Here is a 21,977-nt window from a genome sequence, read left to right as displayed (position 1 = left end):
CCCACCCGACCGCCAGGCGTAATCTCACCCCCATGACGACCGAGCCCACCGTCCACCGCGCCCCGCTGTCCCCCGCCACGATCGCGGTCGCTGCGGGACGCCCGCCGCGCGAGCAGGGCGGGCCGGTCAACCCGCCCGTGGTCCTGTCCTCGACGTACGTGTCACGCGGCGTGCAGCAACCCGGCGAGCTGCTCTACACGCGCATGGACACCGAGACGTGGCACCCGTTCGAGGAGGCCCTGGCCACCCTCGAGGGGGCCTCGGAGCCGGGCATCGTGTTCAGCAGCGGCATGGCGGCCGTCGCGGCGGTCTTCTCGTTCGTCCCGGCGGGCGGCAAGGTCGTCCTGCCCCGGCACGCCTACCAGGTCACGCTGGGGTTCGCCGACGACCTCGCGGCCCGGCACGGGGTCGAGGTCGTCCGGGTCGACGTCGCCGACACCGACCAGGTGCTCGCCGCGATCGGCGGGGCGGACCTGCTCCTGCTCGAGTCCCCGACCAACCCCATGCTCGAGGTCGCGGACCTGCCCGTGCTCCTGGCCGCGGCACGCGAGCAGGGCGTGCTCACGGCGGTCGACAACACCTTCGCGACCCCGCTCGGGCAGCAGCCGCTCACCCTGGGTGCGGACGTCGTCGTGCACTCGGTGACCAAGTACCTCGCGGGGCACTCCGACGTCGTGCTCGGGGCCGTCGTCACGAACGACCCGGACCTGGCCACGAAGGTCCGTGCCTACCGGACCCTGCACGGCGCGATCGCCGGGCCGTGGGAGGTGTGGCTCGCGCTGCGCGGGCTGCGCACGCTCGCGCTGCGCGTCGAGCGTGCGCAGGCCAACGCCGCCGAGATCGCCCGGCGCCTGGCCGAGCACCCGCTCGTCGAGGAGGTCCGCCACCCGAGCCTCCCGACGGACCCTGGCCACGAGCGTGCGGCCCGCACCATGAACGGCTTCGGGTCGATCCTCGGGCTGCGCCCCCGAGGCGGTCGCGAGGCCGCCGACGCGCTCGTCGAGGCCGTCGAGCTCTGGGTCCCGGCGACGAGCCTGGGCGGGGTCGAGTCGAGCCTCGAGCGCCGGAGGCGGTTCGCGACCGAGTCCCACACGGTCCCCGAGGACCTGCTGCGCCTGAGCGTCGGCATCGAGGACGTCGAGGACCTGTGGGCGGACCTCGACCAGGCCCTGCGCGCGGCGGTCCGCGGCTAGCGCGCGGCGGCCGTCCCCTCGACGACCTGCGGCTCGGCGGGCTGCGGCTCGGCGGGCTGCGGCTCGGCGGGCCGCGGCTCGTACACGTCCGCGCTGAAGACGACGACCCCCGACTCGAGGTCCACGTCGATCGGCGGCGCGGTGGACGGCGCCTGCGCGATGTCGAGCCGCTGACGCTCCTTCTCCTCGGTCAGGTGGACCCGGCTCGGCTGGAAGACGTCGACGAGCTCGCCGAACGCGCCGACCCCGGCGCTCTCGCCCGACCCTCGCCCGTCCCCGAGCTGCCGGTCCCTGGAGCGCCCGCTCACCATGCGCTCGATCGCGACGAACGCGACGACCACGAGCACGACGACGAAGAGGAGCGGCCCGCCCGCACTGCTGATCCACGGCATGCAGCCACCGTAGGGCGGACGGGAGACCCTGTCATCCCTCGTGCGAGGGAGCGGTCGCTCGTCACCACCGGCGAGCGGACGCCGCAGGTCGTCGTCGTCGCGCGGCGGGGGGGCGTTGCTCGCGAGGCGCTCGTTCCCCGATCGAGACCTGTCCTCCCTGCATCCGTGACCCGATCGGCCTAGGCTCGAAGGTCACCCGGGAGCGTCTCCCGGTGAGAACTTCCAGGAGGCAACTGATGAACGGCACGACCCGACGACTCCGGCCCGCAGCACTCTCCACCGGGGTCGTGGCTGCCCTCCTCGCGCTGACGGCCTGCTCGGGCGCGGGGACCGACGACGAGACCACGGGGGCCGCCCCGTCGCCGTCGGTCTCGTCCCCGGCCCCCGGCCCCACCGCGAGCCAGTCCCCCTCCGCTCCCGCGGGCCCCACGTCGACGCCCACGGGATCCACCGACGACGACAGCTCGACGGACGCGCCCGCGTTCCCCGCGAACACCGAGGTGGACCTCGCCGACGCGTCCCCCGGCGCCGCCCTGACGGTCACCGACATCAGGATCGGGCGCCACGACGGCTTCGACCGCGTGGTGTACGAGATGGGTGGGACGGGCACGCCCGGCTGGCGGGTCGAGTACGTCCCGCAGGCGAACGAGGACGGCAGCGGCAAGGTCGTGCCGGTCGACGGTGACGGGACGCTCTCTGTCTCGATCTCGGGCTCGGGCTACCCCGCGGACACGGGCGTCACCGAGTTCGACGCCCCGTCGACCCTGAGGGGCGCCGGGACGGACGAGGTCGAGGAGGTCGTCTTCCTCGGGGTCTTCGAGGGGTACGCGCAGTCGTTCGTCGGGACGGACGAGGTCAGCCCGTTCCGGGTCTACGCCCTGACCGACCCGACGCGGGTCGTGGTCGAGGTGCGCAACGACGACGTGTGACGGCTGCCGGCTCGGCGCCCCTCAGGGCGCCGAGCCGGCGGAGCGGCGCGGTCGCCTCAGCGCCCCGACGTCACGCCCTCGGACTTCTGCGGCCGCGCGAGCAGTCCGCGGGCCATGTCGTCGACCGGCATGCCCTGGTGCAGGACGGCGACCACACCGGCCGTGATGGGCATGTCGACGCCCACCTTCTGTGCGAGCTCGAGCACCGACCGGCAGGACTTGACTCCCTCTGCCGTGCCGCCAGTGGCCGCGACGGCCTCGTCGAGGCTCATGCCACGGCCGATGTGCTTGCCGAGCGTGTGGTTGCGGGACAGGGGGGACGTGCAGGTCGCGACGAGGTCGCCCATGCCTGCGAGACCCGAGAACGTCTCGGCGTCGGCTCCGAGCGCGAGCCCGAGGCGGGTGATCTCCACCAGGCCGCGCGTGATGACGGTCGCGGTCGTGTTGTAGCCGAACCCCCGGCCCTGGGCGATGCCCACGGCGAGCGCGATGACGTTCTTCACGGCCCCGCAGAGCTCGACGCCCACGACGTCCGAGTTGGTGTACGGGCGGAAGTAGGACGACGAGCAGGCGGCCGCGACGAAGCGCGCGGTCTCCTCGTTCGTGGCCGAGACGACGGTCGCGGTCGGTTGGTGCTCGGCGATCTCGCGTGCGAGGTTGGGCCCGGACACGACCGCGACCCGGTCGAGCGGCAGGTCCCACACCTCGGCCACGACCTCGCTCATGCGGCGGTCGGTGCTGAGCTCGACGCCCTTCATGAGCGAGACCGCCACGACCCCCTCGGCGAGGTGCTCGCGCAACGGCGCGAGCGTCGCGCGGGCGCTCTGCGACGGGATCGCGACCACGACGAGCTGGGCCCCGGCGAGGGCCTCGGCCGCGTCGGTCGTGGCCGTGAGCCCTGCGGGCAGGTCGATGTCGGGCAGGTACGCGGAGTTGCGACGGGTCGCGTTGATGTCGGCCGCGACCTCGGGGTTGCGGCCCCACAGGCGGACCTCGCACCCGGCGTCGGCCAGGACCGCGGCGAACGTCGTGCCCCACGCTCCCGAGCCCAGGACGGTCGCGATGATCTGCTGGTCGCTCACTTGCGCTCCTCCGAGCCGGGGTTCTTGCGGACGTCGAAGCGCTCCGCGGGGGCCTTCTCCCCGCGGATGTCCTCGAGGAGCCCCGTGATGGCGTCCATGATGCGGTCGGTGGCCTCGCGCAGGGTCACGGTGTCGATCGGACGCTCGTAGAGGTCCGACAGGTCGACGGGCGGCCCGGCGTGGACGGCGACCTTCTTGGGCGGGAACGGCCGGAACCGCTTGCTGTAGCGCGGCAGGATGTCCTGCATGCCCCATTGTGCGATGGGCACCACGGGCATGCGGCTCGCGAGCGCCAGGCGCGCGGCACCGGTCTTGCCGACCATGGGCCACAGGTCCGGGTCACGCGTCAGCGTGCCCTCGGGGAAGACCGCGACGCACTCGCCGAGCGTGAGCTGGTCGACGGCCGCGCTCACCGAGGACGCGGCCCCCGCGGTGTTGCGCTGCACGGGGATCATGCCTGTGCGGTTCAGGAGGCCGCCGAAGAACGGAACCTTCCACAGCGACGCCTTGGCGAGGATCTTGGGCGCCCGCCCGTGGTCGTACAGGAAGTGGGCGAACGTCAGCGGGTCGATGTTCGACATGTGGTTGCCCGCAGCGATGAACCCGCCCGTGGCGGGGATGTTCTCCTCGCCCTGCCAGTCACGGCGGGTGATGGTGAACATGATGGGTCGCACGACGAGCGCGACGAGGCGGTACGCGCGGCTGTCAGGATGAGCTTTCGGCACGGTCACCGAGCCTACCGGGCCGCGTGCCGTCGTCGGGCCCGACGGCGCCGCGCGCCCTGGGTGCGCGGGCCCGACGCCGCGGCCACGACGGCTCAGATCCAGCCGTGCCGCCGCGCCAGGTGCACGGCCTCGTGCCGGTTTGTCGCGCCGAGCTTCGCGGCGGCCGAGGAGAGGTAGTTGCGGACCGTGCCCGGGGCGAGCGACGCGCGGGTCGCGATCTCCTCGACGGGCGCTCCCCCGGCCGCGAGCTCCAGGACGTCGGCCTCGCGAGGCGTCAGCGGGCTCGAGCCGGCCGCGATGGCCTCGGCCGCGAGCTCGGGGTCGACGTAGCGCCCGCCGGCCTGGACCTGGCGCACGACGTCCGCGAGGACGCGGGAGGAGACGGTCTTGGGCAGGAAGGCGCGCACGCCGGCCTCGAGCGCGCGCTTGAGGTACCCCGGTCGGCCGTGGCTCGTGACCATGACGACCCCGCACCCGGGCACCTCGGTGGCCAGGGCCTGGGCGACCTCGATCCCGTCGAGCCCGGGCATCTGGAGGTCGAGCACCGCGACGTCCGGGGAGTGCTTGCGCGCGGCCGCGAGCGCCTCCGGCCCCGACGCGGCCTGGACGACGACCTCGAGGTCGTCCTCGAGCGAGAGCAGGGTCGCGAGCGCGTCACGGATGAGGTTCTCGTCGTCGGCGAGCAGGATGCGGATCACGGGGTGGTGCCTTCCTCGGCGGGGCTGGGCGCGCCTGAGCCACGGCCCCGGGGGCCGCGCGGCAGGCGCGGGACGAGGCTACCCATGCCCGGGCCGGGGAGCGGGACGCTGGCCGTGAGGCGGAAGACGGGTGGGACGAGATGGGTCTCGAGGCGCCCGCCCGCCTCGGCGAGCCGCTCGCCCAGGCCGATGAGCCCGGACCCGCTGGGGCTCCCCGGGCTGGTCGTGGTGCGGTCGAGGTCGGGGACGCCGTCGTTGGTCACGGTCAGCACCGCCTCGCCCCGGTCGACGCGCAGCGTGATCTCGCACCGGGTGGCGTCCGAGTGCCGGACCACGTTGGTCACGGCCTCGCGCACGACCCAGGCGAGCGCCTCCTGCGTGCCCAGGGGCAGCCCGGCATCCTTCTCGTCGCCGCACGACTCGATCGTGGTCTCGATGTCGGCCGACCGCAGGACCGAGCGGGCCCCGCTGAGCTCGGCCGGCAGGTCCGTGGCCCGGTACCCGGCGACCACCGCCCGCACCTCGCGCAGCGAGTCCTGCGCGATCTGGCGCACCTCGAGCATCTGCTCGGCGGCTCCCGGGCGCCCGCGCGTCGCGAGCTCGGCGGCCAGCTCGCTCTTGACGGCCACGACCGAGAGCGTGCGTCCGAACACGTCGTGCAGGTCGCGCGAGAAGCGCAGCCGCTCCTCGGCGACGGCGAGGCGGGCGTGCAGGACCCGGTTGCGCTCCTGCTCCCACACGATCCCGAGCATCCACACCGACACCCGGTAGGACGCGAAGATGCCGACGCACATGAGGACGACGCCGATGCCCTGGCCCACCGCGATGCCCGCCGCCGTCTCGTCGCGGACCGGGGCGACGGCCCACGAGACCAGCCCCGAGACCGCCGCGACGCCGACCGCGCCGAGCGCCAACCACCGGAAGGTCAGGAGCGGCGCGCAGGCGGCGACCGAGAACGCGGTCGCCGCGGTCACGACCAGGACCGGGGTGTTGCCCTGGAACATGGACCCCTCACCCGTGGGGTACGCCGCGAGGCCGACCACGCAGGTCGCGAGCGCGAGCCCCCACATGGCGCCCAGGGCCCACCGGGGAGGCGGCGGGCCGCCGAGGAACCGGGTGACCCCGTACCGGATCACGACGACGCACGACGCGGTGTGCGCGAGGCACAGCCCGATCAGGGGGGCGAGCAGGGCCGGGTGCCCCGTGGGTACCTCGCCGACGACCCAGAGCACCACGAAGAGCTCGAACGTCGCGACGACGTACAGCGACCAGCGCGTGTAGGTGTCGAACCGTTCGGGGTTGGAGCGGCGCGACCACGCGCCGACGAGGGGGTTGCGGCTCACGGGCACCAGCCTGTCATGCGGCTGGGCCGGCACGTGCAGGCCGGGCGCGACCGCCACGGGGGCACAGGTCAACGGCGCGGCTCCCACCGCATGTACCGGGTCGCGAGCCACGCGCCGAGCACGCACCAGGCGGCCAGGACCGCGAGGGGCTCCGCTGCCAGGGCGAACGTCTCCCCGAAGCCCACCGCGACGCCGTCGGGCCCGAGACCCGTGAGGCCGATCGTCAGGAGCTCGGCGACCGGGTGCAGGGGCGTGAGCTCGGCGAGGGTCTGGACGCGCTCGGGGAGCATCGTGAGCGGGAGGGCCGTCCCGGACAGGAGCAGCGCGAGCGCCATGATCGGCAGCGTCGAGAGCTGCGCGGACTCGAGCGTGCGAGTGAACGCGGTGCTCGCGGCCGCGAGCGCCGCGAAGACGAACGTGCCCCCGAGGACCGCGACGAGCAGCAGCAGGACGTTCGCCGGGGCGTCGAGCCCGATCCAGAGCGCGATCGCGACCCCACCCAGGACGAGCTGTCCCAGCATGGTCACGACCGCGGGCGTCGCGGCTCCCGCCAGGATCTCCGCGTCGGAGCACTGCCCCGTCCGCAGCCGCTTGAGCACGAGCTCCTCGCGCCGGGCCACGTAGGCGCTGGCCAGGTTGTAGTAGACGACGAACATGAGGGCGAAGCAGACGAGGCTCGTGAGCGCGAACGCGCCGATGATCGAGGCTCCCGCGTCGTCGCCCACGAAGACCTCGAACGCGCCCGAGAAGTGCAGGAAGGCCACCATGGCGGGGGCGAGCAGCACCCCGTTGAACAGGGCCGTCCGGTTGCGCAGGAGGAGGGTGGTCTCGGCGCGGACGAGCGCGGAGATGCGGCGCAGCGAGCCGGTGAGGCCGCTCGCGGCTCGCGGCGTCCACGGGGCGCCCGGGGCGCGGGTCGAGGTGGGGGCGAGGGTGGTCATGCGGCACGCTCCGTCAGGTCGGTGGTGGACGCGGACCCGGTCCGGGCGCTGCCGGGCCCGTCCGCGATGGCGAGGAAGGCCTGCTCGAGGGACGCGGGGCGCGCCTCGATACGGCCGAAGGTCACGTCGCGGTCGGTCGCCCACGCGAGCAGCACGGCGAGCGTGCGCTGGAGGTCGCGTGTCGCGATCGCCACGGTGCCGCCCTCGATGCGCGTGAGCGTCTCCCCGGGCAGCAGCGGCAGGTCCGTCAGGTGGGGGCGCACGCTCTCCTCGTCGAGGTGGACGAACGAGGGCTCGGCCTCGACGATGTCCGCGACGGTGCCCTCCTGCACGATCCGGCCGCCGTGCATGATCGCGAGGCGGTCCGCGAGGCGCTCGGCCTCCTCGAGGTAGTGGGTCGTGAGGACGACGGTCGTGCCGTCGTCGAGCAGCCCGCGCACGAGGTCCCAGGCCGAGCGGCGGCTCTCGGGGTCCAGCCCCGTGGTGGGCTCGTCGAGGAACAGGACCTCGGGGCGCCCGAGCAGCGCCAGGGCGAGGTCCAGACGACGTCGCTCACCGCCCGAGAGCGAGCTCACGGTGACGTCGGCGCGGCCGCGCAGCGCGACCAGGTCGAGGGCCTCCTCGACGGGGCGCGGTGCGGTGAGAGTCCCGGCCCACATGCGCGCGGTCTCGATCGCCGTCAGGTCGGACGGGAAGCCCGCCTCCTGCAGCATGATCCCGATGCGGGGTCGGACCTGGGCGCGCTGGCGGTAGGGGTCCTTGCCGAAGACCCGGACCGTGCCGCCCGTGGGGCGCGTGAGCCCCTCGACGACCTCGAGGAACGAGGTCTTGCCGGCACCGTTCGTCCCGAGCAGCGCGAAGAGCTCGCCGCGCCGGACCTGGAGATCGACTCCCGCGACCGCTTCGAAGCCCTGCGCGCCGCGCGAGCCGCTGGCGTACCGGCGGCGCAGGCCGTGCACGTCGATGACGAGGTCGTCCGGGGAGAGCGGGCGGCCCGGGCCGCTGCCGAAGGTGTCGTTGTCCATGCCTCCAGCCTGGTGCCGGCGGGAGGGGTCGGGCAGTGCGCCCCGTCACCCGTTCCGTCGGGTTCGTCAGCGTTGCTCGATGACGTTTGTCATGCCGTCCGCGACGGTGACCTCACCGCTGTCGCCGACGACCGTGGCCGCTGCTCCGGTCGCTCCCGGTCCGGAGTCCGTCGAGGGGGCGCTCCCGCCCGTCCCCGACGGCGCGCTCAGTGCCAACCCGCCCAGGGTCAGGACGCTGAAGGTGAGGGCTCCCGCTCCCCACGTCAGGGCCCGCCGCCGAGGGGCGCGCGGCTCTGGGCGCGGCCGGTGCAGCGCGTCGTCGTCCGACGCAGGAGAGTTCTCGGGGGACGTCTCGGACGGCCGCTCGCTCGACATGTCGCTCCTCCAGTCCGGGCGAGCCGTTCGCCCGTGCCCCCACTGTGGTCCACGGACCTGCACGGAAGATGACGTGAGCATGTGGGAAGCCTGTGAGGACGACGACGGGCGCGGTGCGTGCCGTCGCACGCGCCGCGCCCAGTCGGTGCCGGGAGCCTCCGATCAGCCCCGTGAGCCGGTGGAGGAGCCGGGTCAGCCCCGGCTGACGTCCGCGCCCAGCGCCTCGAGCTTGGCCTGGAAGTACTCGTAGCCGCGGTCGATCAGGCCGATCCCGCGCACGGTCGAGGTGCCCTTGGCAGCGAGGGCCGCGATGAGGTGGCTGAACCCGCCGCGCAGGTCCGGGACCTCGATGTCGGCCGCGGAAAGCGGCGTCGGGCCGGAGATGACGGCCGAGTGGTGGAAGTTGCGCTGCCCGAACCTGCACGGCAGGCCGCCCAGGCACTCCTTGTAGACCTGGATGGTCGCGCCCATGCCGCGCAGCGCGTCGGTGAAGCCGAACCTGTTCTCGTAGACCGTCTCGTGGACGATCGACAGGCCCTTGGCCTGCGTGAGCGCGACGACGAGGGGCTGCTGCCAGTCCGTCATGAACCCCGGGTGCACCGCGGTCTCGAGCACGATCGCGTTGAGGTCGCCGCCCGGGTGGTAGAACCGGATGCCGTCCTCCTGGACCTCGAACTCGCCGCCGACCTTCCGGAACGTGTTGAGGAACGTCATCATCTCGGGCTGCGTCGCGCCCTTGACGGTGATGTCGCCACCGGTCGCGAGGGCCGCGGACCCCCAGGACGCCGCCTCGATGCGGTCGCCCAGGGCGGTGTGCTGGTAGCCCATGAGCTTGTCGACGCCCTCAATGCGGATCACGCGGTCGGTGTCGACCGAGATGATCGCGCCCATCTTCTGCAGGACGGCGATGAGGTCCATGATCTCGGGCTCGATCGCGGCGCCCGACAGCTCGGTGATGCCCTCGGCGCGCACGGCCGTGAGCAGGAGCTGCTCGGTCGCGCCCACGCTCGGGTAGGGCAGGGAGATCTTGGTGCCCTGGAGGCGGCGCGGGGCGCGGATGTGGATGCCCTGCTCACGCTTGTCCACCACGGCGCCGAACTGGCGCAGGATGTCCAGGTGGTAGTTGATGGGGCGGTCGCCGATGCGGCAGCCCCCGAGGTCCGGGATGAACGCCTCGCCCAGGCGGTGCAGGAGCGGGCCGCAGAAGAGGATCGGGATGCGGCTCGACCCGGCGTGCGCGTCGATGTCCGCGACGTGCGCCGACTCGACGTCGGTCGGGTCGAGGTGCAGGACGCCCCCGGCCTCGTCCGCGACGACCTTGACGCCGTGCAGCTCGAGCAGTCCCGTCACGACGCCGACGTCGCGGATCTGCGGCACGTTGCGCAGCACGCTCGGCCCCTCGCCGAGCAGGGAGGCCACCATCGCCTTGGAGACGAAGTTCTTCGCCCCCCGCACGGTGATGGTCCCGTTGAGCGGAGTGCCGCCGTTGACGTAGAGCAGATCGTTCATGTGGTCGTGGTCGCCTAGCTCTCTCGAGGATCGTCCGGATGGTCGTGCGTCCGGCGCGGGCTGCGCGCCCGTGCCGTCGTGCGGCGCCGCTCGCGGTGCCGCACTCCCCCGTTCCCCAACGCAGGGCATCAGGAGATTATTCACCCACGAGCGCGTGCCCGACGACGCCGCCCGCCACGAGCGGTCGCTGACCAGCGGGAACGTGGTCGCCCTGGGCGGGTCGCACGGCGGTCGCACTGCCGGACATGCCCGGCAGGCCTGACATGCCCGGCAGCGGAGGCGCGCCTCCCGCGCGAGGCGCGCTCCGCCGTCGGGCACATGTCGTCGGCTACGCCTGGGCGGGCTCGTAGTGCTCGACGTAGCGGTCGATCTCGTCGAGGTACGCCGCGCGGCGCTCCGGGTCGATCCACGAGGCCTCGAACGAGTTCTTCGCGAGCGTCACGACCTCCTCGGACGTGAGGCCGGCCTTGGCCGCGACGGCCGCGTAGTTGTCGGCCACGTAGCCGCCGAAGTAGGCCGGGTCGTCGGAGTTGATGGTGATCTTGACGCCGTCGCGCAGCAGCTGGGCGACCTCGACGGCCTTCATGTCGTCGGTCACGAAGCTGTTCGACACGGGGCAGCTCGTCAGGCCGATGCCGCGGGCCTTGACCTCGGCCACCAGGGCGGGGTCCTCGACGATGTTGGTGCCGTGGTCGATGCGGTCGACCTCGATGGTCTCCAGCACGGTGCGGATGTTGTCGATGCTGCCGACCTGGTCGATGTCGCAGTGCATCGTCAGGCGGTAGCCGAGCTCGCGGGCCCGGGCGAAGACCGCGGTGAACTTCTCGGGCGGGTTGCCACGCTCGTCGGAGTCGAGACCCACGCCCAGGATCAGGTCCTTGAACGGCACCGAGGCCTCGAGCGTCTCGGCTGCGCTCTCGGCCGAGAGGTCGCGCAGGAAGCACAGGATGAGGTCGGCGTCGACGCCGAAGTCGGCCGCGGCGGCTGCGGCCCGGTGGTAACCCTTGACGACGGCCTCGAACGGGACGCCGCGCGCGGTGTGCGCCTGGGGGTCGAAGAACATCTCGGCGTGCTTGACGCCGTTCGCGGCCGCGCGCAGGAGGTACGCGTGGGCGAGCTCGAAGAAGTCGTCCTCGGTCTGCAGCACGTCCATGGCCGGGTAGTAGACCGCGAGGAAGCTGGTGAGGTCGGTGAACTTGTACGTCGCCTGCACCTCCTCGACCGTGGTCTGGCCGATGTCGATGCCGTTGCGCTCGGCGAGGCGGAGCTTGAGGTCCGGCTCGAGGGTGCCCTCGAGGTGCAGGTGGAGCTCGGCCTTGGGCAGCCCGGTGACGAAGTCCAGGGTGGGCTGGAGGGGCAGAGGCATGGTTCTCCTTCGTGTGGGGGTCGTCCTCCCATCATGCCTTGCGGGTCGTGGTGGTCCTGGGCGACCCCGGGCCGCCCTCGGGACGGGTGACCACATCGCGAGACGGCCTGCTCGCCCTGTGGCCCCGGTCCTTACCGTGGGGCGCGAAGTTACCGGGTAGTACGGTCCCCCTCGATGCCCAGGGACCTCCTCGACGCTTCCCCGAACCCCGCAGGAGCACTCCCGTGACCACGACGGCAGCACACCCGACCGCCGACCCCTCCGGCGCCGCCGGTCAGGCCGGCTCTGCCGGGGCGCCCGGCACCCCGGACGCCCCCGCCAACAGCAAGGGGCGCGTGATCTTCGCGAGCCTCATCGGCACGTCGATCGAGTTCTACGACTTCTACGCGTACGCGACCGCCGCGGTCCTCGTCTTCCCGGCCGTGTTCTTCTCGGCCCTGGACGGCAGCACGTCCCAGCTCCTCGCGTCGTTCGCGGTGTTCGGCGTCGCGTTCGTCGCGCGCCCCCTCGGGTCGATCGTGTTCGGCCACTACGGCGACCGGATCGGCCGCAAGGGCACGCTCGTCGCCTCGCTCCTGACCATGGGCGTCGCGACGTTCCTCATCGGCCTGCTGCCGCCGTCGTCGACCCCCGGCTGGTCCGTGCTCGCGCCCGCGCTGCTCGTCCTGATGCGCTTCTGCCAGGGACTGGGGCTGGGCGGCGAGTGGAGCGGCGCGGCGCTGCTCGCGACCGAGAACGCCCCCGCGGGCAAGCGCGCGATCTGGGGCACGTTCCCCCAGCTCGGCGCCCCGATCGGGTTCATCCTCGCCAACACCACGTTCCTGGTCCTGGCCGAGACGCTGACCGACGAGCAGTTCTCCGCATGGGGCTGGCGCGTGCCGTTCCTGGCCAGCGCGCTCCTCGTGATCGTGGGCCTGTGGGTCCGGCTGCGCCTGGTCGAGAGCCCCTCGTTCCAGAAGGTCGTCGAGACCGGCGCGGTCGCCAAGCTGCCCGTGGCGCAGGTGTTCCGCTCCTCGTGGCGCCAGATCGTGCTCGGCACGTTCATCATGCTCGCGACCTACGTGCTGTTCTACCTCATGACGACGTTCACGCTGACGTTCGGCACCGCGCCCGCCGAGGTCCCCGCGGGGAGCGGCGGCGCACCGGGGCTCGGCTACGAGCGCACCGACTTCCTCGTGATGCTCATCGTCGGGGTCGTGTTCTTCGGGATCTTCACGCTCGTCTCCGGGCCGATGGCCGAGAGGTTCGGGCGCCGCAAGCACCTGATCTGGACGACCGTCGCGATCATCGCGTTCGGCGCCCTGTTCGTGCCGCTGTTCACGGGCGGGACCGTGGGCGTCATGACGCTCCTGGTCGTGGGCTTCACGCTCATGGGCCTGACGTTCGGCCCCATGGCCGCGATCCTGCCCGAGCTCTTCCCCGCCAACGTCCGGTACACCGGCTCGGCGATCGCCTACAACCTGTCGTCGATCCTGGGGGCGGCCGTCGCGCCGTTCATCGCGGTCGCGCTGTGGGAGCAGGCGGACGGCTCGCCCGTGCTGGTCGGGGTCTACCTGTCGGCCATGTCGGTCCTGACGCTCGTGGCGCTGCTCGTGAGCAAGGAGACCAAGGACGTGGAGTACACCGACAACGTGAGCTGACGCCGCGGCGCCCTCCTGCGGAACCTCGACGACTCGGCCATGCTGAGGAGACACGCAGGGGAAGAGGCTTCCGATGGCGGACGACGCACGACGGGTGGCGAGCGCGTCGCCGGACGGGCACCCGGGCGGCCCACCAGGCACCTCGCCCGACTACCGGGCGGTCTTCGCGGCGCTCTCGGCCCCGAAGATCCTGCTGGCACCGGACCTGACCGTGCTCGACGTCAACGACGCCTACCTCGACATGCTGGGGCTGCCCGCGTCGGCCCTCGTCGGACGCCCGCTCAACGACGGCTTCGAGTTCTCCCCCGCCGACCAGGACCGCGTCGACCGCGTCGTCGCGTCGTTGCGGCGTGTCCTGCGCACCGGACGGATCGAGCTGCTCGAACCGCTCCGGATCGACGTCACGGGGGCACGGCCCGGCGAGTGGGTCGAGCGTCACTGGCTCATGACCAACATCCCGGTCTTCGACGTCAGCGGACGCGTGGCCGCCCTCGTGCACCGCGCGGAGGACGTCACCGACATCGTGCAGACCTCCCGGCGGGCGGCGACGGACCGGCAGGTCGGGCTCGACACCGCCGTGGTCGACCACGCGATGCACCTGGGGTCCTCGGTCGGGCGCTTCCAGGAGAGCTTCGACCGCGAACGCCGCGCCGCGCTCGAGCTCCAGGACTCGATCCTCACCGCGCCCGCGCAGCCCGACGGCCTGCGCGTCGACGTCCGGTACCGGCCCGCGTCCCGCGAGATGCACGTCGGCGGCGACTGGTACGACGCGTTCGAGCAGTCGTGCGGGTGCGCGTTCGTCGTGGTCGGGGACGTCGTGGGACACGACATCTCGGCGGCCGCGACCATGGGGCAGCTCCGCGGGGTCATGCGCGGCATCGCCTACGACACGGGCGAGTCCCCCGCCGAGATCCTCGACCGGACCGAGCGCACGGTCGCGGGACTGGGTGTCTCGGCCGTCGCGACGGTCGCCGCCGCACGGATCTCGCTCCCAGAGCCCAGCGGCGTCCGCACGCTCACGTGGGCCTCCGCCGGGCATCCGCCTCCCGCACTGATCACCGCCGGCGGCTCGACCGACCTGCTCCGGCGGAGGAACGACCGCCTCCTCGGGGTCGGCTCAGGGACGGGACGCACCGACCACACGGTCACCGTCCACCCGGGAGACACCCTGCTCCTCTTCACCGACGGTCTGGTCGAGAGGCGCGACGTCCCGCTCCGGGAGGGGCTCGAGCGGCTGCCGGGCGTGGTCGACGACGTCGTCCGGTCCTCCCCCGACGACCTCCTCGACGCCCTGCTCGCCAGGCTCGTGCCGCACCACCGCGAGGACGACGTGGCCCTCGTGTCCGTCACGGTGCTCTCCGGCGCCTGACCGTGCCGCGAGGCGGTGGGGTTCCCCTCTACCTCGACGCGAGGGCCCGTGCGACGTCCAGGCTCTCGCGCACCAGGCCCAGGACGACCGCGAGCTCGTCGGCGTCGCGTGGTCCGTAGACCATGATCTCGGTCGCGTGGTCCGCGTACTGGTGCGGCTCGCCCCAGCCGGCCGCGCAGACCTCCTCGGCCCGCGCGCGCGGCAGGCACAGGTGCAGGCTCGTGTCCCTCACGCCGTGCAGGTGGACCGGTTCGAGACGCTGGTCGGGCGTCGCGAGCGACGTCTCGGGGTGCGGCGTGCGGTCGAGGCCGTCGAGGAACAGCGCCCGGGACGACGCCGGGGACACCGAGCTGTGGCCCTCCCGGACCCCGTCGATCGTGGTCGCCGCGAGCACGAGCTCGCCCCAGAGCGCGGCGGGAGAGAGCTGGTCGACCTGCCGGTGCGGCCCCTCGTCCGACGTGGTGGGGCGAGGGCCTCGGCGAGGGGTGAGCGTCATGGCCCGGAGGCTAGCGGCCGCGCCCCGGCCAGGGCGAGGGAATTGTCCGTGTCCCGGGTGGCGCACCACGGACGCCCGACGCCGGAGCGCGCCTTCACGGGGAAGGTGCGCTCCGGCGTCGGGCGCTGAAGGGGGCTGCCGGGATCAGTCGAACAGGTTCGTCTGCAAGGTGGTGTACAGGACCGTGTGGACGCGGTCACGCAACGCGTTCCCGACCCCCACCGGGTCCTCGTCGACCGCGGCCTTCGTCGCCTTGTCGGAGCCCGGGAGCATCGCGAGCATGAGGTCGTTGCCGTAGCGGGCCGCGAGGCCGGGATCCATCCAGGCCCCGAGCACCGCGTCGGTCGAGACGACGCCCTCGAAGCCCCACTCGCCGCGGAGCACGTCCTGCAGGAGCTGCTCGTTGGCACCGGCCCACACGCCGCCCATGTTGATGAACGAGCTCATGGCGCCGGTCGGGTCGGCCTCCTTGACCGTGATCTCGAAGGGCTTGAGGTACAGCTCGCGCAGCGCCTGCTCGTCGACGAAGACGTTCACGCCGCTGCGGGCGTTGACCTCCTGCTCGTTGAGCGCGAAGTGCTTCATGAAGGTCAGCACGCCCTTGCTCTCGGCGCCCGAGACCATCGCGGCCGACATCTTGCCCGACAGGTGCGGGTCCTCCGAGAAGTACTCGAAGTCACGCCCGCCCAGGGCCGTGCGGTGCAGGTTCATGCCGGGGGCGTACCAGCCCTCGATGCCGTAGGCGTTCGCCTCGGTCCCCACGGACTCGCCCAGCGCGCGGGCGAGGTCGTCGTTCCAGGTCGAGGCCACGACGATCTGGGTCGGGTAGGCGGCCGCCTCGAGCGAGCTGAACAGGGAGTTCAGCCCGGCGGGCCCGTCGAGCAGGTCCATGGCGGGGATGCCCAGGCGGTCGACGGCATGCGTGCGGTACGCGCCCTTGGCGAAGAGGTCGACCTGCTCGTCGAGCGTGAGCTGGTCGAGGAACTCCTCCCACTGCGGGTCGTCGTGGTCGAGGCCCGCGAGGTCGGCCAGGACGAGACCGTTGTCGGCGCCGTACGTCGGCGTCTGGCCCTCGGCGGGCTCGATCTCCGGGTCCATGCGTGCGAGCAGCTCGTCGGAGGCCGTGGCCCCGGCCTCGGGCGCCTGCGGGTACGTGCCCTCCCAGTCGGCGCGCGAGAGGTACGTCAGGTCGCCCTCGACGTAGTCGAAGCGGTTGGTGAGCTCGGCCCCCGTGTCGGCGTCCGTGGCATGGACGACGTCCTCGGCCACCGTGTGGTCGAACTGCGCGACCGGGGTGTGGACGTCGGTGCGCACCGAGACCTGGTAGGTCCCGGCCTCGAGCAGGTACGCGCCGTGACCCTCGGTGTCCCAGGAGGCCATGTCGCGCACGTCGAACGTGACGGTCACGGTCTCGGACTCCCCCGGCTGGAGCATCGCCGTCTTGTCGTAGCCCGCGAGCTCGATCGCGGACTTCTCGATGCCGCCCGGCGTCCAGGGGGCCGAGAAGTACACCTGCACGACGTCCTTGCCCGCCGTGCCGCCCGTGTTGGTCACCGTGACGTCGACGCTGATCGTGTCACCCTCGACGCGCGGCGCCGTGGCCTCGTGCGCGAACGTGGTGTAGCTCAGGCCGTGGCCGAACGGGAACTGGACGGCCTGCGCGTAGCCCGCCTCGTCCCCCGCGTAGCGCGTCTCGTAGTAGCGGTAGCCGACGTAGATGCTCTCTTCGTAGTCCATGTACGAGCGCTTGGCGTTCGCGTAGTCGAAGTCTCCGACGTTGGCGACCGCCGGGGCGCTCGTCACGTCGTAGGCGTAGGTGTCGGTCAGGCGGCCGGACGGGTTCACGTCCCCCGTCAGGACCTTGGCGAGCGAGACGGCGCCGCGCGGACCCGGCGTGCCGATCCACACCGCGGACCTGATCTGCGGGTACTCGTCGAGGAAGCCGAGCTCCATCTGGTTGCCCGAGTTCACGACCACCACGACGTCGTCGAACGACGCCGTCACGACGTCGAACAGCTCGCGCTGCTCGTCGGTCAGGCGCAGCTGCTCGGGGCTCATGTCCGACCCCTCGACGCCGTCGTTCCCGATGACCACCAGCGCGGTGCCGGAGAACTGTGCGGCCTGGGCCATGACGTCGTCGGTGAGGTAGTCCGGGGCAGGCTCGCCCTCGGCCGGCTTGAGCATCGAGCTCGCGATCTGCAGGAGCCCGTTGCTGTTGCCCGTGCTGGTCTTGGCGCCGGCCTCCTCCAGGGTCGCCTTGAGCTCGGGGTTGACCGTGATCCCCTGCTCGGCGAGGGCGTCGTAGAACGTCACGGACTGCGACTGGTTGCTGCCGCCCGACCCACCGCCCCCGAGGATGAGGTTGAAGGACGCGAAGCTGAACACGTTGAGGTTGGCGTCCGCCAGCGGCAGGAGGTCGTCCTGGTTCTTCAGCAGGACGATCCCCTCGTCGGAGATGTCCTCCGAGACCTGGGCGGCGTTCTCGCGGGCGGCCACGCCCGCCTCCGTCGACGAGTCGTACTCGATCGTCATGAGGCGACCGAACGCGCTCGCGAACGGTGCGACCAGTCCCCCGATCGCGATCACGGCCACGGCCGTGATCCCCCAGCCGACCGCGCGGCGCGGGCGGTGCTCGACCTTGCGGTTGATGCGTGCCCGGCGCTTGTCCTCGCGGCGCTCGGCCCGGGTCATCCCGGCGCGGGCCTCCTTGCGCTCCGCCGTGGCGGCCTTGCGCGCCTGACGGGCCGCACGCTTGTCGGCAGCCTTGGCCGCCCTGCGCTCCTGCGGCGCCATCGCCTTCAGCTCGGCGCGTCGGGCCCGCCTGGTCGCGCGCAGCTCCTGTGCGCGCGCGACGGCGTCCCGCTTGATCTCTGTGCGTGTCGCCATTCCTTCTCAGTCCTTCGTCCGAGCCCGCGCGGCCATCGCGTGGGCACGCCATGCCGGGACCAGGCGGCGTACGCCGCGCCAGAACCGGCCGTTGACCATCAGCAGCAGGCCGTCGAGCATCGCCTCGTCGACCGTGCCCGCGCTCATCCGCGACACCGACCGGAACGGCAGGTCGAGGACGAAACGGGTGTTGTTCGCCGCGTGGGGGCGCCCCAACGCCATGAGCAGGCGGCCGCTCGCGTCGATGAGCCTGACCAGCAGGCCCCCGAACCCGCCCCGACCCCGCGCCTGCGCGATGATGTCGGCGCGCGTGAGCGGCCGACCCGCGGGCCAGTCCTGCGCCGGGGGCGTGCGTCCCAGGAGCGCGGCGAACTCGTCGTCGGGGACGCGGTCCACGTGGCCGCTGACGTAGTGCGGGAGGCCCGTGGTGGCGGGCGCCCAGATCTCGCCGTCGACCACGACGGGCGCGGACAGCCGCAGGTCGCGCGACGACGCGCCGACCTGCACGGTGTAGGTGCCGGGCACGGTGCGCCACTCGTGGCTGCCCGTGTCGTAGGCGGCGAACGCGTGCTCGGCGAGGTCGACGCTCACGCGTGCGCTCTCGCCCGGCGCCAGGGTGACCTGCGCGAACCCGGCGAGCTCGCGCCGCGCGCGGAACTCTACCTCGGCGGCGTCCGGCGCCTCGACGTAGACCTGCACGGTCTCGGTCCCGGACCGGTCGCCGGTGTTGGCGACCGTGACCTGGACGCTCGTGCGGTCCGCGACGAGGTCGCCGTGCTCGAACGTCGTGTAGCTCAGGCCGTGCCCGAACGGGTAGCGGACCGGCAGGCCGACCTTGTCGGCGTGGCGGTAGCCGACGTAGATGCTCTCGCGGTGCTCGGACGTCGCCTCGGTCCGCCCGAACGTCGCCGACGACGGCACGTCCGTGTAGCGCAGCGGGTACGTCTCGGCGAGGCGTCCTGCGGGGTTCACGCGGCCGGTCAGCACGTCGGCGATCGCCTGGCCACCGCCCTGGCCGCCGAGGTAGCCGTGCACGATCGCGTCGACGTGCTCGGCGAACGGCAGCTCGACGGGCGCGCCACCGGCCAGCACGACCACGACCGGCACGCCGAGCGTCGTGAGCTCCCTCGTGAGGGTGAGCTGGTTGCGCGCGAGGCGCAGGTGCGTCCGGTCGACGCCCTCGGCCTCGGCGGACTCGTCCAGGCCGAGGAACAGCAGCACGACGTCGGCGCGCTCCGCGAGCCGGACCGCGCGACGGCGGCGGCGGACCGACGGGGCCGAGTCCCACGCGCCCCGGCCTCCGTCGCGGCGGGCGAAGCCCTGCTCGTAGCCCACGACGTCCAGGCCGCTGGCCCGCAGCGCGTCGAGCGGCACGTCCACCCGGGTCGGGTTGACGAGCGAGCTGCCCGCCCCCTGGTACCGGGGGTCGGCCGCGAAGTCGCCGATCACGGCGACGCGGCCCGAGTGGCGCCCGAGCGGCAGCGTCCCGCGCGCGTTGCGCAGCAGGACCACCGAGCGCCGTGCGGCCTCGACCGCGAGCTCGTGGTGCGCGTCGAGGTCGACGGGTGCGGCGCCGTCGGGCGTGGTCGCGGCCGTGCGGGTGCGCTCCGTGCGCTCCGTGCGCTCCGTGCGCTCGATCAGCGTCAGCAGCTCGTCGACGCGAGCGTCGAGGACCGCCTCGTCGAGGCGACCCTCCTCGACCGCGCGCACGACCTCGGCGTCGGTCACTCCGTCGGTCGACGGCATCTCGAGCGCGTTGCCCGCGACGAGGCCCGCGACGCGGTCGTTGTTGCCGCCCCAGTCGGTCACGACCAGGCCGTCGAAGCCCCACTGCTTGCGCAGGATCTCGTCGAGGAGCTCGCGGTGCTCGTTCGCGTAGGTCCCGTTGACCTTGTTGTACGAGCTCATGACGGTCCAGGGCCGGCCCTCGGTGACCGCGATGCGGAACGCCTCGAGGTAGGTCTCGTGGAGCGCGCGCTCGTCGACGACCTCGTCCATCGTCATGCGGTGCGTCTCCTGGCTGTTCACCGCGAAGTGCTTGGCGCTCGCGGCCACGCCGCGGGACTGGATGCCGCGGATCTGCGCCGCGGCGAGCCGGCCCGCGAGCAGCGGGTCCTCGGAGAAGTACTCGAAGTTGCGGCCCGCGAGCGGGTTGCGCTTGATGTTGAGGCCGGGTCCGAGCAGGACGCTGACGCCCTCGGCGGCGGCCTCGGCGCCGAGCGCCTCGCCCACCCGCTCCACGAGGCCCGGGTCCCAGCTGTTGGCGAGGGTGGCGGCCGTCGGGAAGCACGTGGCGGGCAGGCTGGCGTTGAGACCGAGGTGGTCCGCCGCCCCGCCCTGCTTGCGCAGCCCGTGCGGTCCGTCGGTGAGCATGATCGAGGGAACGCCGAGCCGGTCGACCGGCGTGGTGTTCCAGAAGTTCGCGCCTGAGGTGAGCGAGGCCTTCTCGGTGAGGGTCATCTCGCTACGGGCACGTCGTCGGGCGTCAGGAGTGAGCACGGCCACATGCTAGCCCAACCTCCACCAGTTGGTGGAATTACGGGAGGGGGTAGCCTCTGACCTCGGAGGGGATGCACCGTGACCACGCAGCAAGCAGCCACGACCGGGCGACCCGACGGGTACGCCACCGGCCGGGCGACCAAGCAGTCGATCGTCGCCCGCGCAGCCGAGGCGTTCGCCCAGAAGGGGTTCTACGGGGCGTCCCTGCGCGGCATCGCGCGCGAGGCCGGGGTCGACCACTCGACCCTCCTGCACCACTTCGGCAACAAGACCGACCTGCTCCTGGCCGTCATCGAGTGGCACGACGCGCAGCACGCACCGCCCTCGATGCCCTCGAAGTTCACCGCCGAGGACCTCGTCGACGGGTTCGTCAGCACCGCCGAGCGCAACCGGGAGGCTCCCGGGCTGGTGCAGCTCCTCTCGACCCTCTCGGCCGAGGCCGGGACGCCCGGCCATCCCGCCCGGCCGGTGCTGCAGGAGCGGCATCGCGTCCTCGTCGGGGTCATCGGCGGGATGATCCGGACGCAGCGTTCACGTGGCGTGCTGGACGACGCCGGGGCCTCGCCCGAAGCCCGCGCCGCGCTCGTCATCTCCACGTGGGAAGGGCTCCAGGTCTACGACGCGCTCCACCCGGGGGACGTCGACGTCCCGGCGATGGTCGGGGAGATGCTGCGGCGGGAGTTCGGGATCGGGTGACGCCGGGGCGCCCGCCGGGTGCGGCCGCCACAGGTGCCCGACGGCGGCGCTCGCCCCCTCCCCCCTGCACCCACCGCGCGGGTATACTCGCGGTATGACGCAGGTGGAGATGACCACGATCAAAGTTCCGGTCACCGTGCGGGACCGGCTCAGGGCGCGCGCGGAGGCGTTACACGTCACCCAGGGCGAAGCCCTCGAAAGACTCCTCGACGAGACCGCCGACGAGAACATCCAGGCGTACATCACCGACGCCATGAAGTCCTGGAGCGAGGCCTTGGAACGGCTCGCGTGACCAGGTACGTCACCCTGACCGAAGCCATGGCCGTGGTCGACCGCAACAGCTGGCACGTGCGAGACCTCGGACTGCTGGACTCCGTCTGCCAGCGGCCCCGGGCGCGCATGTACGACGTCGAGCTGTACGAAGAGCTCGACCTCAAGGCCGCCACGATCATGGACTCGGCCAACCGGCTCCATCCGCTGCATGACGGGAACAAGCGACTCTTGCTGATCCTTGTGCACGTCTTCTACGCCATGAACGGGCGCCGGCTCGTGGGCGACCAGATCGAGATGGCGGACTTCGTGATCGAGGTCGCCGACACCCACCTGCCGCTCGAAGAGATGAGCGAATGGCTCGGGGCACACACCCGAGAGCGGCGCGCGTAGCAGCAGACCTTCGCTCGTCTCGGCCGCGGCGATTGCAGCTCCGCGACATCTCTTCCCGACGGTGGAGCGCGCCACCACGCGGAACGTGAGCGGCTCCCGTAGGCGGGCAGTCGAACACCGGGGAGTATGGATGCCGACCCACGAAGACGG

General features: G+C 72.5%; 20 protein-coding genes. 7 read left to right on the top strand and 13 right to left on the bottom strand.

Annotated features, from left to right (window positions below; all coding sequences use genetic code 11):
• Positions 1-32 precede the first annotated feature (32 nt).
• Complete coding sequence (locus tag JOD48_RS07265; RefSeq protein WP_204808304.1) at positions 33-1,193, top strand: trans-sulfuration enzyme family protein; 1,161 nt, start codon at positions 33-35, stop codon at positions 1,191-1,193.
• On the opposite strand, the gene JOD48_RS07260 is transcribed toward JOD48_RS07265, so the two are convergent.
• The gene (locus tag JOD48_RS07260; protein ID WP_204808302.1) at positions 1,190-1,585 is read right to left on the bottom strand and encodes a DUF6191 domain-containing protein; all 396 of its coding nucleotides are present in this window, start codon (positions 1,583-1,585) and stop codon (positions 1,190-1,192) included. The two genes, JOD48_RS07265 and JOD48_RS07260, sit on opposite strands and share 4 nt — an antisense overlap.
• Positions 1,586-1,821: 236 nt before the next feature.
• On the opposite strand from JOD48_RS07260, the gene JOD48_RS07255 reads away from it, so the two are divergent.
• The gene (locus JOD48_RS07255; RefSeq protein ID WP_204808300.1) at positions 1,822-2,514 is read left to right on the top strand and encodes an AMIN-like domain-containing (lipo)protein; all 693 of its coding nucleotides are present in this window, start codon (positions 1,822-1,824) and stop codon (positions 2,512-2,514) included.
• A 56-nt stretch (positions 2,515-2,570) separates the two neighbouring features.
• Here the strand turns inward: JOD48_RS07255 and JOD48_RS07250 are convergent, their stop codons facing one another.
• The 9 genes from JOD48_RS07250 to JOD48_RS07210 form a co-directional block, all read right to left on the bottom strand.
• A complete protein-coding gene (locus JOD48_RS07250; protein WP_307824026.1) occupies positions 2,571-3,596 on the bottom strand; it encodes an NAD(P)H-dependent glycerol-3-phosphate dehydrogenase in 1,026 nt (341 codons plus the stop codon).
• Positions 3,593-4,321: a lysophospholipid acyltransferase family protein gene (locus tag JOD48_RS07245; RefSeq protein ID WP_307824025.1), complete on the bottom strand. Its 729-nt coding sequence runs from the start codon at positions 4,319-4,321 to the stop codon at positions 3,593-3,595. Before JOD48_RS07245 ends, JOD48_RS07250 begins: the two co-directional genes overlap by 4 nt.
• Before the next feature lie 92 nt (positions 4,322-4,413).
• Positions 4,414-5,019, bottom strand: coding sequence for a response regulator transcription factor (locus JOD48_RS07240; protein WP_191789270.1), 606 nt, complete (start codon positions 5,017-5,019; stop codon positions 4,414-4,416).
• A complete protein-coding gene (locus JOD48_RS20125) occupies positions 5,016-6,362 on the bottom strand; it encodes a sensor histidine kinase (RefSeq protein WP_191789271.1) in 1,347 nt (448 codons plus the stop codon). Before JOD48_RS20125 ends, JOD48_RS07240 begins: the two co-directional genes overlap by 4 nt.
• Before the next feature lie 68 nt (positions 6,363-6,430).
• Complete coding sequence (locus JOD48_RS07230) at positions 6,431-7,303, bottom strand: ABC transporter permease (RefSeq protein WP_204808298.1); 873 nt, start codon at positions 7,301-7,303, stop codon at positions 6,431-6,433.
• Positions 7,300-8,328, bottom strand: coding sequence for an ABC transporter ATP-binding protein (locus tag JOD48_RS07225; RefSeq protein ID WP_191789273.1), 1,029 nt, complete (start codon positions 8,326-8,328; stop codon positions 7,300-7,302). The genes JOD48_RS07230 and JOD48_RS07225 overlap by 4 nt, the downstream gene beginning before the upstream one ends.
• A 66-nt stretch (positions 8,329-8,394) precedes the next feature.
• A complete protein-coding gene (locus JOD48_RS07220; RefSeq protein WP_191789274.1) occupies positions 8,395-8,703 on the bottom strand; it encodes a hypothetical protein in 309 nt (102 codons plus the stop codon).
• Positions 8,704-8,895: 192 nt separating this feature from the next.
• Positions 8,896-10,212 carry a UDP-N-acetylglucosamine 1-carboxyvinyltransferase gene (murA, locus tag JOD48_RS07215; RefSeq protein ID WP_191789275.1) on the bottom strand — a complete coding sequence of 439 codons (1,317 nt, stop codon included), beginning with the start codon at positions 10,210-10,212 and terminating at the stop codon, positions 8,896-8,898.
• A gap of 328 nt (positions 10,213-10,540) precedes the next feature.
• Positions 10,541-11,578 (bottom strand): adenosine deaminase, encoded by a 1,038-nt coding sequence (locus tag JOD48_RS07210; RefSeq protein ID WP_191789276.1) that lies wholly within the window; start codon positions 11,576-11,578, stop codon positions 10,541-10,543.
• Positions 11,579-11,913: 335 nt separating this feature from the next.
• On the opposite strand from JOD48_RS07210, the gene JOD48_RS07205 reads away from it, so the two are divergent.
• The gene (locus tag JOD48_RS07205) at positions 11,914-13,218 is read left to right on the top strand and encodes an MFS transporter (protein ID WP_204810442.1); all 1,305 of its coding nucleotides are present in this window, start codon (positions 11,914-11,916) and stop codon (positions 13,216-13,218) included.
• Positions 13,219-13,291: 73 nt separating this feature from the next.
• Positions 13,292-14,587 carry a PP2C family protein-serine/threonine phosphatase gene (locus JOD48_RS07200; protein WP_204808296.1) on the top strand — a complete coding sequence of 432 codons (1,296 nt, stop codon included), beginning with the start codon at positions 13,292-13,294 and terminating at the stop codon, positions 14,585-14,587.
• Between the two features lie 28 nt (positions 14,588-14,615).
• Here the strand turns inward: JOD48_RS07200 and JOD48_RS07195 are convergent, their stop codons facing one another.
• The 3 genes from JOD48_RS07195 to JOD48_RS07185 form a co-directional block, all read right to left on the bottom strand.
• Positions 14,616-15,083 (bottom strand): luciferase domain-containing protein, encoded by a 468-nt coding sequence (locus JOD48_RS07195; protein WP_239527346.1) that lies wholly within the window; start codon positions 15,081-15,083, stop codon positions 14,616-14,618.
• 144 nt (positions 15,084-15,227) lie between these two features.
• Complete coding sequence (locus tag JOD48_RS07190) at positions 15,228-17,969, bottom strand: beta-glucosidase (protein WP_204808293.1); 2,742 nt, start codon at positions 17,967-17,969, stop codon at positions 15,228-15,230.
• A gap of 6 nt (positions 17,970-17,975) precedes the next feature.
• A complete protein-coding gene (locus tag JOD48_RS07185) occupies positions 17,976-20,468 on the bottom strand; it encodes a glycoside hydrolase family 3 C-terminal domain-containing protein (protein WP_307824023.1) in 2,493 nt (830 codons plus the stop codon).
• A 78-nt stretch (positions 20,469-20,546) separates the two neighbouring features.
• Between JOD48_RS07185 and JOD48_RS07180 the strand changes: the two genes are divergently transcribed.
• The 3 genes from JOD48_RS07180 to JOD48_RS07170 all read left to right on the top strand — a co-directional run bounded on the left by JOD48_RS07180 (position 20,547) and on the right by JOD48_RS07170 (position 21,827).
• Positions 20,547-21,164, top strand: a complete 618-nt coding sequence (locus tag JOD48_RS07180; protein ID WP_204808291.1) for a TetR/AcrR family transcriptional regulator — start codon at positions 20,547-20,549, stop codon at positions 21,162-21,164.
• Positions 21,165-21,258: 94 nt separating this feature from the next.
• On the top strand, positions 21,259-21,456 hold the full coding sequence (locus JOD48_RS07175; protein WP_204808289.1) for a hypothetical protein: 198 nt from the start codon (positions 21,259-21,261) through the stop codon (positions 21,454-21,456).
• Positions 21,453-21,827, top strand: a complete 375-nt coding sequence (locus JOD48_RS07170) for a type II toxin-antitoxin system death-on-curing family toxin (RefSeq protein WP_204808287.1) — start codon at positions 21,453-21,455, stop codon at positions 21,825-21,827. Before JOD48_RS07175 ends, JOD48_RS07170 begins: the two co-directional genes overlap by 4 nt.
• The last annotated feature ends 150 nt before the right edge of the window (positions 21,828-21,977 follow it).

Source organism: Oerskovia paurometabola (assembly GCF_016907365.1).
In the GTDB taxonomy this organism is placed as follows: Bacteria; Actinomycetota; Actinomycetes; order Actinomycetales; family Cellulomonadaceae; genus Oerskovia; species Oerskovia paurometabola.
This window is presented reverse-complemented; position numbering and strand designations above follow the sequence as displayed.